Origin of the sequence: Streptomyces sp. NPDC079141, assembly GCF_040686775.1 — a bacterium.
Classification (GTDB): domain Bacteria; phylum Actinomycetota; class Actinomycetes; order Streptomycetales; family Streptomycetaceae; genus Streptomyces.
Genome location: NZ_JBFBLP010000002.1, coordinates 565,441 through 577,290, shown reverse-complemented (window position 1 = coordinate 577,290; position 11,850 = coordinate 565,441). Strand labels below are relative to the sequence as shown.

The following is an 11,850-nucleotide window of genomic DNA, read 5'->3' as shown; positions in this document are numbered from 1 at the left end:
CCCGACCGCGCGCCCTGACGGGTTCAGTCCTTGTGGACGGTGCCGTCCGGGTCGAGGCCCTTGAACGACAGCAGCACGATCAGGATGCCGCCGCACACGATCGCCGAGTCAGCGAGGTTGAAGACGGCGAAGTGCTTGGGCGCGATGAAGTCCACGACCGCGCCCTCGAAGACGCCCGGCGAGCGGAAGATCCGGTCGGTGAGGTTGCCGAGCGCACCGCCCAGCAGCAGGCCCAGCGCGATCGCCCAGGGCAGGCTGTAGAGCTTGCGGGCGAGCCGGGCGATCACCACGATCACGGCCGCCGCGATCACCGTGAAGATCACGGTGAAGGCCTCGCCGAAGCCGAAGGCCGCACCGGCGTTCCGGATCGCCTCGAAGCGCAGCCAGTCCCCGATGATCTCGATGGGTTCGTGGTGCTCCAGCTTCGCCACCACGAGCATCTTGCTGACCAGGTCGAGGGCGTACGCGAAGGCGGCGACCGCGAACAGGACGGCGATCCGGCGCTTGCCCTTGGGGCGCGCCTCGGAACCCTCCTGCCCCTCCGGTCCGGCCGACTGCTCCGGCTCGGCCTCGGCCCCCTCTGGGGTGTCCGGCGTACCGATGATGCGCTCCGCCTCTGCCACGTGAGTCCCTCAACCCTAGGTACCTGACTGAGGACGAGGGTACGGCACACCCGACAGCACCCTCAGTACCGGCGTTCCTGCTTCTGCTTGCACTCCACGCACAGCGTCGCGCGCGGGAATGCCTGCATACGGGCCTTGCCGATGGGATTGCCACAGTTCTCGCACAGACCGTAGGTGCCCGCGTCGAGCCGCTCCAGGGCACGCTCGGTCTGGGTGAGCATCTCGCGCGCGTTGGCGGCGAGCGCCATCTCGTGCTCGCGCGTGATGTTCTTCGTGCCGGTGTCCGCCTGGTCGTCGCCGGCACCGTCCCCGGAGTCCCGCATCAGGCCGGCGAGCGCCTCCTCGGAGGAGGTGATCTCGGTCCGCAGCCGCAGCGCCTCGGCCAGCAGCTCGGCCCGCGCCTCCTCGACCTCCTCCGGGGTCCACGGGTCCTCACCGGGGCGCACCGCAAGCTCGCCGGGCTCCGCCGCGGCGACCCGCGCCTTGGGAACGGCGGTCGTGGCCGCCGCCGCCGTGCCAGGAGTCTTCTTCGCAACCACTGTCGTGGCTCCCGTCTGCTCCGCGGCCTCGGCCGCGCCCGCCTTCTTGGCCGTGCTGGTCCTGGACGTGCTCTTCTTGGACGCGCTCTTCTTGGACGTCGTCCTCTTGACGGCCGCCTTCTCGGCGGCGGCCGCGGTGCCCTCCCCCTTGGCCACGGCCTCCTTGGTCGCGGCCTTCTTGGCTACGGCCTTCTTGGCCGCCGTCTTCTTCGCCGCGGCCTTCTTCGCCGCGGCCTTCTTGGCGGTGGCCTTCTTCGCCGGAGCCTTCCCGCTCTCCGTGCCCGCCGGTCCCCCGGCCGCCTCCTCGTCGGCCGCCTTCCTCGAAGGAGCCGTCCCGGAGGCCGGCGCCTTCTTCGCCGCGGCCTTCTTGCCGGCCGTCTTCTTCGCCACGGCCTTCTTGGCCGCTCCCTCCGTGCCCGCCGCCCCCTCGGCGGCCCCCCGCGCCACGCGCACCGTCTTCACCGGCTTCGCCGCCTTGGCGGCCCGCTCCGCGGACGCCCCGTGCGTGCTCTTCTTGCCACTCACGTCCTTGGCCGCACCGCCGGAGGCTCTCGTGGACCTGCCGGACGCCGACTGCTGTACGGCGGTCTTCTTCGCCACCATGGCCGCGGCCCCTTCACATATTGTGATCTTGCACGCGAATCGTGCTGGGACGATAAATCGACTTGAGTCCCGCGGCAATGGGGCACACCGCCCGATTCGCCCGCCTCGCGGATGCCGCGCGGCAGATCTGCAAGCGTTGTGCCCAGCTCCCCGCCGGGTAATCCGCCGAGCCGACCGTCCCGGAATCCGAACACCCGTACCGCTCCATTCGGGTCACCGCAGGCCACCCGCGCCCCCTGCCCCACGGCCCGGTCCCGGACCCCGGAAAACCGGTCGGCCGCTGTCCCCGCGGCGCCGTACACTGGGCGAAGCGAAAGGCATGGATGGGGACGAGTAGCGGCGTACGCAGCCCAGAGCGACCCGGGGACGGTGGAAGCCCGGGGGCGAGCGCGACGTGAAGATCACCCCGGAGCCGCCGGAAGAAAGCCCAGCGAGGGCCAGTAGAACCGGCTCGCGACCCCAATGAGGGGGCTCATCGGTGTGGAAGGCGCACCGGGGAGCCAAGGAGGGTGGTACCGCGGGAGCGCGCCGAAGACGGCGCAGGAAATGACGTAGCTCTCGTCCCTCCGGACGGAAGGCAGCAAGTCCGCCGGAGGAAGCTCGCTGATGACAACGCCGACGTACCGCCAGGTGCCCGCACAGGTCGACCTGCCCGCCCTTGAGCACGCCGTGCTCGACTTCTGGCGCGAGCAGAAGATCTTCGCCAAGAGCCTGGAGCAGTCCGAGGGCCGCCCCGAATGGGTGTTCTACGAGGGCCCGCCCACCGCCAACGGCATGCCGGGCGCCCACCACATCGAGGCCCGCGTCTTCAAGGACGTCTTCCCCCGCTTCCGCACCATGCGCGGCTATCACGTGGCCCGCAAGGCCGGCTGGGACTGCCACGGCCTCCCGGTGGAGCTGGCGGTCGAGAAGGAGCTCGGATTCAGCGGCAAGAAGGACATCGAGGCGTTCGGCATCGCCGAGTTCAACGCCAAGTGCCGTGACTCCGTGCTGCGTCACACCGACGCCTTCTCCGAGCTGACGACCCGCATGGGCTACTGGGTCGACCTCGACGACGCCTACGTCACGATGGACCCCGAGTACATCGAGTCGGTCTGGTGGTCGCTCAAGGAGATCTTCAACAAGGGCCTGCTGGTCCAGGACCACCGCGTCGCCCCCTGGTGCCCGCGCTGCGGCACCGGCCTGTCCGACCACGAGCTGGCGCAGGGCTACGAGACGGTCGTCGACCCGTCCGTGTACGTCCGTTTCCCGCTCACCTCCGGTCCGCTGGCCGGCGAGGCCGCGCTCCTCGTCTGGACGACGACCCCCTGGACGCTGGTCTCCAACACCGCGGTCGCCGCGCACCCCGACGTCACCTACGTCGTCGCGACGAACGGCACGGAGAAGCTGGTCGTCGCCGAGCCGCTGGTCGCCAAGGCGCTCGGCGAGGACTGGGAGACCACCGGCCAGTCCTTCACGGGCGCCGAGATGGAGCGCTGGACGTATCAACGTCCGTTCGAGCTCGTGGAGTTCCCGGCGGAGGCCCACTTCGTGGTCAACGCCGAGTACGTCACGACCGAGGACGGTACGGGTCTGGTCCACCAGTCCCCCGCTTTCGGTGAGGACGACCTCAAGGTCTGCCGCGCCTACGGCCTGCCCGTGGTGAACCCCGTCCGCCCCGACGGCACCTTCGAGGAGGACGTCCCTCTGGTCGGCGGCGTCTTCTTCAAGAAGGCGGACGAACAGCTCACCGAGGACCTCCAGCAGCGCGGCCTGCTCTTCAAGCACATCCCGTACGAGCACAGCTACCCGCACTGCTGGCGCTGCCACACCGCGCTCCTCTACTACGCGCAGCCGTCCTGGTACATCCGCACCACCGCCGTCAAGGACCGCCTCCTCCAGGAGAACGAGAACACCAACTGGTTCCCGGAGACGGTCAAGCACGGCCGCTTCGGCGACTGGCTGCAGAACAACATCGACTGGGCCCTGTCCCGCAACCGCTACTGGGGCACCCCGCTGCCGATCTGGCGCTGCGAGGACGACCACCTCACCGTCGTCGGCTCCCGCGCGGAGCTGACCGAGCTGACGGGCTCCGACCAGCCGGGCCTCGACCCGCACCGCCCGTTCATCGACGACGTCACCTTCGCCTGCCCGCAGTGCAAGAAGACGGCCACGCGCGTCCCGGAGGTCATCGACGCCTGGTACGACTCGGGTTCGATGCCGTTCGCGCAGTGGGGCTACCCGTACAAGAACAAGGAACTCTTCGAGTCCCGCTACCCGGCGCAGTTCATCAGCGAGGCCATCGACCAGACGCGCGGCTGGTTCTACACGCTGATGGCGGTCGGCACCCTCGTCTTCGACAAGTCGTCGTACGAGAACGTCGTCTGCCTCGGCCACATCCTCGCCGAGGACGGCCGGAAGATGTCCAAGCACCTGGGGAACATCCTTCAGCCGATCCCGCTGATGGACCAGCACGGCGCCGACGCGGTCCGCTGGTTCATGGCGGCCGGCGGCTCCCCGTGGGCGGCCCGCCGCGTGGGCCACGGCACGATCCAGGAGGTGGTGCGGAAGACCCTCCTCACCTACTGGAACACGGTCGCCTTCCAGGCCCTGTACGCCCGTACGTCGAACTGGGCGCCCTCCGCGGCGGACCCGGCCCCGGCCGACCGCCCGCTCCTGGACCGCTGGCTGCTGTCCGAACTGCACGCGCTGACCGACCAGGTGACACAGGCTCTGGAGGCCTACGACACCCAGCGCGCCGGAAAGCTCCTGTCGGCGTTCGTCGACGACCTGTCCAACTGGTACGTCCGCCGCTCCCGTCGCCGCTTCTGGCAGGGCGACAAGGCCGCACTGCGCACGCTGCACGAGGTCGTCGAGACGGTCACCAAGCTGATGGCCCCGCTGACCCCGTTCATCACCGAGCGGGTCTGGCAGGACCTGGTGGTTCCGGTCACCCCCGGCGCCCCCGAGTCCGTCCACCTCGCGTCCTGGCCGGAGGCGGACCTGTCGGCGATCGACCCGGAGCTGTCGAAGCAGATGCTCCTGGTCCGCCGGCTGGTCGAGCTGGGCCGCGCCACGCGCGCGGAGTCGGGTGTGAAGACCCGCCAGCCGCTGCGGCGCGCGCTGGTCGCGGCGACCGGTTTCGAGGCCCTGTCTCCCGAGCTGCACACGCAGATCACGGAGGAGCTGAACGTCGAGTCGCTGGCGTCGTTGTCGGAGGTGGGCGGTTCGCTGGTCGACACGACCGCGAAGGCCAACTTCCGCGCCCTGGGCAAGCGCTTCGGCAAGCGCGTCCAGGACGTGGCGAAGGCCGTGGCCAACGCCGACGCGGCCGCCCTGTCCCTGGCCCTGCGCGAGGGCACGGCGTCGGTCGAGGTCGACGGCGAGACGATCACCCTGGCTCCCGACGAGGTCATCATCACCGAGACCCCGCGCGAGGGCTGGTCGGTGGCGTCCGACTCGGGTGCGACGGTCGCCCTGGACCTGGAGATCACGGAGGAGCTGCGCCGCGCCGGCCTGGCCCGTGACGCGATCCGCCTGATCCAGGAGGCCCGCAAGAACAGCGGCCTCGACGTGGCCGACAGGATCGCGCTGCGGTGGGTCTCGACCGACCCGGCGACGATCGCGGCGCTCGGCGAGCACGCCGAGCTCATCGCCGACGAGGTCCTGGCCACGGACTTCGCCCAGGGCGAGGCGGACGAAAGCTACGGCTCCCCGTTCACCGACGAGGGCCTGTCCCTGACGTTCCGCCTGCGCAAGGCGTAACAACAGACAACAGCACGAGGGGCCCGGCTTCCCGAGGGGAGCCGGGCCCTTCCGCATGATCCACGCAGCCTGCGGGCATGCGTGCCGCCTGGGGCGGCGCCCGCTGCCAAAGAAGAGCGGCACCCCGCAAGCGCGGGCAAGCGAACCCACCCCCACGCCCACCCCGCGCACCGACACACCCCCGGCGCCAACACCCCCGTAGCAACGCGCGTAAAAAGGGCGAGGCCCCGGGAAAACCCCGGGGCCTCGCCCTGAACGCTGCCGACGCCTAAGGCGTACTACCAACCGTCAGTTGTCGTCCTCGTCGATGAGGAACCCGCGCATCGGCGAGGGAGCCTGTCCCATCGGGGACGGACCCTGCGGCCGGACCGGAGCCATCGGCTGGGTCATCGCCGGCGACATCTGCTGCTGACCACCGTAGGAGGGGGCGGCCGGAGCCGGCGCCCCGCCCATGCCCTGGTTGCCACCGTAGGACGGAGCACTCGCACCGGCCGGAGCCATCGAGGGCGCCGGGGACGGCGGCAGGGAGGCCGTGGCCGGGGTACGCGGCGGAGCCAGCGAGTCGTCGGCCTGGGTCTCCAGCTGACGCAGCTGCGACTCCAGGTAGGACTTCAGACGCGTGCGGTACTCACGCTCGAAGCCGCGCAGGTCCTCGACCTTGCGCTCCAGCGTGGCGCGGGCGGACTCCAGGGAGCCCATCGCGACGCGGTGCTTCTCCTGCGCGTCCCGCTCCAGCGCGTCGGCCTTCGCACGGGCGTCGCGCTCAAGACCCTCGGCACGCGAACGCGCCTCGCCGACAATCTTGTTGGCCTCGGAACGGGCCTCGGCGATCGCCTGGTCGGCGGTCTGCTGGGCCAGCGAGAGGACACGGGCGGCGCTGTCGCCACCGGGGCCCTGACCGGGGCCGCCCATCGGACCGCCCATGGGGCCGCCCATCGGACCGCCCATCTGCTGCTGCATGGGGGGCTGACCCATCGGGCCGGGACCCTGGCCCATCGGACCGGGACCCTGCGGGCCACCCTGGCCGCCGGGACCGGCGGGCAGCTGCGGCGCACCGCTCGGCAGCTGGGGCGGGCCACCCATGGGGCCACCCATCTGCTGCTGCGGCGGGCCCGATATGCCGGCCGGCACCGGGGCGCCCGGGCCGCGCATACCCTGCTGGGGCATACCCTGCTGCGGCATACCCTGCTGGGGCATACCCTGCTGGGGCATACCCTGCGGGGGCATGCCCGGCTGCTGGTCCTGCGGCTCCGGAGGCTTGCGCATGTTCTGCTGGTTCTGGGCAGCAGCACGCGTGGCCGCGGCCAGTTTGGCGCGCAGGTCCTCGTTCTCGCGGAGCAGGCGGGTCAGTTCGGCTTCGACCTCATCGAGGAAGGCATCGACCTCGTCCTCGTCATAGCCTTCTCGGAGGCGGACGGTCGTGAACTGCTTGTTCCGCACGTCCTCGGGGGTCAACGGCATCTCTTCACCTCAACGTAGTCATCGGCAGTCGGCAAGACCGTATCGTCCACTGTCACCTCGCGAGATTGCCCACGATAGAGATCAAGATGTAGACGATGATCATCAGTACGAAGAAGGACAGGTCGAGCGCCACGCCCCCGAGACGCAGCGGCGGGATGAACCGCCGCAGAAGCTTCAGCGGTGGATCGGTGACAGTGTAGGTGGCCTCCAGGACGACCACCATCGCCTTGCCGGGTTGCCACGAGCGGGCGAACTGGAAGACGTAGTCCATGACCAACCGGAAGATGAGCACGATGAGGAACACCATCAGCGCGATGTAGATCACCTGCGCGAACACGCTCATGGTCTGTCTTTCCCTCTCCCCTGTTTCGTACCTGTTGCCGGTCTGTCTGTCTCAGCTCTGGTTGAAGAACCCGCCCTCTGCGATACGGGCCTTGTCCTCCGCCGTGACATCGACGTTAGCAGGCGACAACAGGAACACCTTCTGCGTCACCCGCTCGATGCTGCCGTGAAGACCAAACACCAAACCGGCCGCAAAGTCGACAAGTCGCTTCGCGTCTGTGTCGTCCATCTCAGTCAGATTCATGATCACCGGAGTACCTTCACGGAAGTGTTCCCCGATGGTACGGGCCTCGTTGTAGGTCCGCGGGTGAAGCGTGGTGATCCGGTAAGGCTCTCGTTCCGACACGACCTTGGGCATGATCACCGGCGCGTTCTTCTCCAGGCTTTGACGTTCTTGTGTGATGGATGCCACGGGCGCGATTCGCGCCGGACGCCCGGATTCCGCGGCGAGCGAAGCGGAATGGGGCACCGGATCGCGCGGCGCCGACGGCTGCACCACTCGTACCGATTCGTCCCTTTGGGACTGATGTGAACCGTGCGACTGGTGCGACGGCTCGTGCCGCCGGTGATCCCGCTCGGGCTCGGGGTCGAGTTCGGGTTCGAAGTCGTCGTCGGGGTCGAATCCGCGGCCGTCGTACCCATCGTCCTCCACGAGGCCGAGGTAGACCGCCATCTTGCGCATCGCGCCGGCCATGCTCTGAGTCCTCCGCTCTGTGGTGGATCGGCTGACGACTGCCAAGTGCCACGATCCACGAGGTCGTTACGCCCGCTGTTCAGCGGTAATGACCATATTTTCTGCTGTGGTCCGACTTCCTGGCGACGTTACCCGAGCCTCGGGCGGACTCCGAGTACCGCGGTGCCGACGCGTACATGTGTCGCTCCGGCCGCCACGGCCTGTTCGAGGTCCGCACTCATTCCTGCCGAGACCATGTTCGCAGCCGGATGGGCTCGGCGCAGGTGGGTCGACAAATCCATCAACCGCTCGAACGCCGCCAGTTCGCGTCCCGCGTACTCTCCGGTCAAAGGTGCGACGGTCATCAGCCCGTCGAGCCGCAGCCCCGGAGCCCCGGCGATCAGGTCGGCCAACTCTTCGATTCCGCCGGGCGCCACGCCACCGCGCTCCCCTCGCTCGCGCTCCCCCGCGTCGAGCGCGACCTGGATGAGACAGCCCACCTCGCGCTCGGCCCGGACGGCCTCCTTCGAAAGGGCCGTCACCAGCTTGGAACGATCGACGGACTGCACGAGATCCGCGTAACCGACCACGGATCGCACCTTGTTGGTCTGCAACTGACCCACAAAATGCCACGCAAGGGGCAGATCCGAGCATTCCGCGGCCTTGGGTGCCGCGTCCTGGTCCTTGTTCTCGGCGACATGGCGCACACCGAGCTCCGACAGGATCCGCACATCGCTCGCGGGGTGCGTCTTGGTGACCACGATCAGGCTCACCTCCTCGCGCTTCCGCCCGGCGGCCGCACATGCGGCGGCGATGCGCTCCTCCACTTTCGCCAGGTTTCCGGCGAGTTCGTCCTTACGGTCCGTCATGCCCCATCAGTCCAGCCAGACATAGCCCGCGAGCCGGCCCGTGGTCCGGTCGCGGCGGTACGAGAAATGGTCGCCCGATTCCCGGGTGCACACCGGCGACTGCCTCCGGTCGCGCACCCCGAGCCGGTCGAGCTGCGCGTGCACCCCGGCGGTCACATCGACCGCGGGTGTGCCCCAACTCGTCTCGGCGTACGCCGCCGGCTCGACGGCGGCCACCTCGGCACGCATCGTCTCGGGCACCTCGTAGCACCGGCCGCAGACGGCGGGTCCGGTGCGGGCGACGATCCGGGACGGCTCGGCACCCAGGTCGGTCATCGCGCGTAGCGCGGCGGGGACGACCCCGGCGATCATGCCGGGCCGGCCCGCGTGGGCCGCGGCGACGACCCCGGCGACGGGGTCGGCGAGCAGGACGGGTGTGCAGTCTGCGGTGAGGACGGCGAGGGCGAGTCCGCGTTCGGCGGTGACCACCGCGTCGACCTGCGGCACCGGCCTCTCGCCCCAAGGTTCGGAGACCACGGCCACCTCCGCCCCGTGCACCTGGTTCATCCAGACGACCCGGCCCGGGTCGATGCCCAGCGACTTGGCCGCCAGTTCCCGGTTGGTCGTCACGGCTTCGGCGTCGTCCCCGACCGCCCCGCCGAGATTGAGCTCCTCATACGGAGCGGCGCTCACCCCGCCCCACCGGTCGGTGAAGGCGAAGTGCGCGCCGCTCACGGTGTCGCGCTGTCCTATCACTTCAGGAAGTCCGGCACGTCCAGCTCCTCGGCCGCGCTGTCCGAGTAGGTCCGCGACGGCGGGACCGGCGGGGCGACCGGGAGGTCGGCGGCCGGCTCCGGGGCGGGCGCCGGCTCCTCCTTCGGCGTGACGCTGCCGAGCGAGCCGAAGGACGGACGGCTCTCCGGCTGCCGTACCGGAGTGGGCTCCTCGCGCTTGGCCGAGGCCGAGCCGAGGATGTTGTCCCGCTTGGCCGGCGGCTGGCCGCCGTCGAAGCCCGCCGCGATCACGGTCACGCGCACCTCGTCGCCGAGGGCGTCGTCGATGACCGCGCCGAAGATGATGTTGGCCTCGGGGTGGGCGGCCTCGCTGACCAGCTGGGCGGCCTCGTTGATCTCGAACAGACCGAGGTCCGAGCCGCCGGAGATGGAGAGCAGCACACCGCGGGCGCCGTCGATGGAGGCTTCGAGGAGCGGCGAGGAGATCGCCATCTCCGCCGCGGCCACCGCACGGTCGTCGCCGCGGGCCGAGCCGATGCCCATGAGGGCCGACCCGGCCTCGGACATGACCGACTTCACGTCGGCGAAGTCCAGGTTGATCAGACCGGGCGTGGTGATGAGGTCGGTGATGCCCTGCACACCGGAGAGCAGGACCTGGTCGGCCGACTTGAAGGCGTCGAGCACCGAGACCTGGCGGTCCGAGATGGACAGCAGCCGGTCGTTCGGGATGACGATGAGGGTGTCGACCTCTTCGCGGAGTTCCGCGATGCCGTCCTCGGCCTGGTTGGCGCGGCGCCGTCCCTCGAAGGTGAACGGGCGCGTGACCACGCCGATGGTGAGGGCGCCCAGCGAGCGGGCGATGTTGGCCACCACGGGGGCGCCACCGGTGCCGGTGCCGCCGCCTTCTCCGGCCGTCACGAAGACCATGTCGGCCCCCTTGAGGACCTCCTCGATCTCCTCGCGGTGGTCCTCGGCGGCCTTGCGGCCGACGGCCGGGTTGGCTCCGGCGCCGAGTCCGCGGGTGAGTTCACGGCCGACGTCGAGCTTGACGTCGGCGTCGCTCATCAACAGAGCTTGCGCGTCGGTGTTGATGGCGATGAACTCGACGCCCTTGAGACCGACCTCGATCATCCGGTTGATGGCATTGACACCACCGCCGCCGACACCGATGACCTTGATGACTGCGAGGTAGTTCTGCGGTGCTGCCACGTCGAAGGCCTCTCGCCTCGAATTACGTTGTCGCCGTCGCGCGGTTGCCCGCGCCCCGACGACAGATGCCGAATGGGACGGTCCTGAACGCCGACCCGAACCCTAACGCTGAAGTTTAGGGTTACCAGTGTGTCTGTTCCTTGAAGTCTTCTGAACCTGACACTAAGTCGACAAGTGGCGCGCGTTCAACGAACACGCCGAACCTCCCGTTTTTCTTTTCACCCTATGTGATCAGCCATGTCGCTGCCCAACCAGGGTGCTGGCCTGCGCGGATGTGCGTCAACTCCCTGATGACGCCGGGGCAGTGGGAACGCTGACGTCGAAGTACCGCGCATCCGGCGAGGCTTTCATCAGAGCGGTGAGTGTACGAGCCTTCGCCGCGCCCTTCTCGGCGCTCCCCCAGGCAACGGCCCGACCGTCGGTCAACACCAGCGAGATGTCGTCGTACGAACGGACCTTGACGGTCCGGGTGCGGTGGGCGACGGCGGCCGGAACGGCGCCGGCGACCCGCACCGCCTCGCGCACCAGCCGGTCCTCGCCGAAGCGGCGCAGGCTCGCGGCGGCGGAGCCGGATCGGGAGACGGTCAATTCCAGTGCGGGAACACCTTTTGGCGCCTCGGAAACCGTGGCGAAACGGACACCCTCATCGTCCACTTCGACGAACTTTTCGCCCTTTTGCACAATCAGAACCGGGGTTCGCTCGGTCACTTTCAGCCCGATTCCATGAGGCCAGGAACGAACCACGTCCACCGTGTCAATTCGGGGCAGTTTTCGGCGAAGTCGCGCCTCGATCCCGTCGGTGTCGACCGAGACGAGCGGCGATCCGACGGGTACGTCGGCGGCCTCGCGCACCTGCGCGGGCGTCAGCACCCGGGTCCCCGAGACCGAGACCCGCTCCACACGCAGCCAGTTCGATCCGTACAACACCCAGGCGCCACCGGCACCGAGGAGCACCAGCACGACCGCGAGGACGATGATCGTACGAAGCCGCGGCGGCCGTACCCTCCGAGCGGGGAGCGGGCCGGACGACTCCTGCTGACGTTCACCGCGTTCGGCGGTAGTCGATCCGGCCAC

Annotated in this window: 10 protein-coding genes; 1 reads left to right on the top strand and 9 read right to left on the bottom strand. The window is 69.3% G+C overall.

Annotated features, from left to right (window positions below):
• Positions 1-23 precede the first annotated feature (23 nt).
• Positions 24-623, bottom strand: a complete 600-nt coding sequence (gene lspA, locus AB0Q90_RS07695) for a signal peptidase II (RefSeq protein ID WP_363158103.1) — start codon at positions 621-623, stop codon at positions 24-26.
• 62 nt (positions 624-685) lie between these two features.
• Positions 686-1,765 carry a TraR/DksA family transcriptional regulator gene (locus AB0Q90_RS07690; protein ID WP_363158102.1) on the bottom strand — a complete coding sequence of 360 codons (1,080 nt, stop codon included), beginning with the start codon at positions 1,763-1,765 and terminating at the stop codon, positions 686-688.
• 606 nt (positions 1,766-2,371) lie between these two features.
• Between AB0Q90_RS07690 and ileS the strand changes: the two genes are divergently transcribed.
• On the top strand, positions 2,372-5,509 hold the full coding sequence (ileS, locus tag AB0Q90_RS07685) for an isoleucine--tRNA ligase (protein WP_363158101.1): 3,138 nt from the start codon (positions 2,372-2,374) through the stop codon (positions 5,507-5,509).
• Positions 5,510-5,797: 288 nt separating this feature from the next.
• Here ileS and AB0Q90_RS07680 read toward each other — a convergent pair whose 3' ends face one another.
• From AB0Q90_RS07680 to ftsQ, 7 genes are all read right to left on the bottom strand, one after another.
• The gene (locus AB0Q90_RS07680; RefSeq protein WP_363158100.1) at positions 5,798-6,970 is read right to left on the bottom strand and encodes a DivIVA domain-containing protein; all 1,173 of its coding nucleotides are present in this window, start codon (positions 6,968-6,970) and stop codon (positions 5,798-5,800) included.
• 52 nt (positions 6,971-7,022) lie between these two features.
• The gene (locus AB0Q90_RS07675; RefSeq protein ID WP_004932337.1) at positions 7,023-7,313 is read right to left on the bottom strand and encodes a YggT family protein; all 291 of its coding nucleotides are present in this window, start codon (positions 7,311-7,313) and stop codon (positions 7,023-7,025) included.
• A gap of 51 nt (positions 7,314-7,364) precedes the next feature.
• Entirely contained in the window at positions 7,365-8,006 is a 642-nt protein-coding gene (sepF, locus tag AB0Q90_RS07670) for a cell division protein SepF (RefSeq protein WP_363158099.1), read from the bottom strand.
• 128 nt (positions 8,007-8,134) lie between these two features.
• Positions 8,135-8,854 (bottom strand): YggS family pyridoxal phosphate-dependent enzyme, encoded by a 720-nt coding sequence (locus AB0Q90_RS07665; RefSeq protein ID WP_363158098.1) that lies wholly within the window; start codon positions 8,852-8,854, stop codon positions 8,135-8,137.
• Between the two features lie 6 nt (positions 8,855-8,860).
• Positions 8,861-9,589, bottom strand: a complete 729-nt coding sequence (gene pgeF, locus AB0Q90_RS07660; RefSeq protein ID WP_363158097.1) for a peptidoglycan editing factor PgeF — start codon at positions 9,587-9,589, stop codon at positions 8,861-8,863.
• Complete coding sequence (ftsZ, locus tag AB0Q90_RS07655) at positions 9,586-10,776, bottom strand: cell division protein FtsZ (RefSeq protein ID WP_363158096.1); 1,191 nt, start codon at positions 10,774-10,776, stop codon at positions 9,586-9,588. Before ftsZ ends, pgeF begins: the two co-directional genes overlap by 4 nt.
• A 279-nt stretch (positions 10,777-11,055) precedes the next feature.
• A complete protein-coding gene (gene ftsQ, locus AB0Q90_RS07650; RefSeq protein ID WP_363158095.1) occupies positions 11,056-11,850 on the bottom strand; it encodes a cell division protein FtsQ in 795 nt (264 codons plus the stop codon).